A 995-nucleotide genomic window follows, 5' to 3' on the forward strand; every position below is an offset into this window, starting at 1 on the left:
CGGAGATGGTGCTGCTGGCATTGGTGGTGGTGACCGGGGTTCAGGAAAAGGCCTTACAATCGCTGGTGGAACCGTAACCGCAACAGGCGGAGAAGATGGCATTGGTGGTGGTGCTTGGGGTTCAGAACAAAACATTACAATCACTGGTGGAAGCGTCAAAGTGAGTGGATTCGGTGCAACGCCAACCGATGGCAAAGGTCATAATGTCTACCTTGCTAAACTGGAAAATCAGGATAGTGTGAATAAGGTAATTGTGGACGGTGACACAGGAAATGCAAAAACATTCACAAGAGCAGACAATCATCCTGGCAATGATACCGCATTTTATCTGTATCTGACAGAAAAAGACCATGACCTTGATACTTCTAAAGGGAAATATAAGGCAAAATGGAATGGTAATACGAATGGATTTACAATTATAGAATTTGACTCGACTAATGTAAATTCTATGACAGTGGCATCACAGCCTACAAAGTTGAGTTATACGGAGGGAGAGGAACTAGATTTAACTGGTCTTTCTGTAAAGTTGACGGATAATAATGGTTTGACAAGAGTCGTGGAGCCTAAAGATTTTGAAGCTAACGAGATTACGGCAACTCCTAAGAATGGTAAGAAACTAGAGTTAACTGATGGAAATCCTGTTAAGTTAACGAGAGGAAGCTTGACTGCAGAAACTGGAAAGCTGACGGTGAATAAGCTTAACCCAACATCTATGAGTGTGACAAAGCAGCCTACAAAACAAACTTATACGGAGGGAGAAAACCTAGATTTAACTGGGCTTGAAGTCACGTTAGAGGATGCTAATCATGTGAAAAAAGTCGTGACTCCTGCAGAATTTGAAGCGAATGGGATTAAGGTTGCTCCTAAGAATGGTACAAAACTAGTATTAACAGATAATGGGGTAAAGGTTAAGTTAACTAAAGATGGTGTGCCAGATGCTGTAACTGGAAAGCTGACGGTGAATAAGCTTAACCCAACATCTATGAGTGTGACAA

General features: G+C 41.9%; 1 protein-coding gene. It reads left to right on the forward strand.

Annotation, left to right across the window (positions count from 1 at the left end; translation table 11 throughout):
- Positions 1–995, forward strand: a 995-nt coding sequence (locus HMPREF3208_RS06795; RefSeq protein ID WP_196488961.1) for a bacterial Ig-like domain-containing protein, incomplete at both ends; no start/stop codon positions are given.

The sequence above is a fragment of the Gardnerella vaginalis genome, assembly GCF_001546485.1.
Classification (GTDB): domain Bacteria; phylum Actinomycetota; class Actinomycetes; order Actinomycetales; family Bifidobacteriaceae; genus Bifidobacterium; species Bifidobacterium vaginale_D.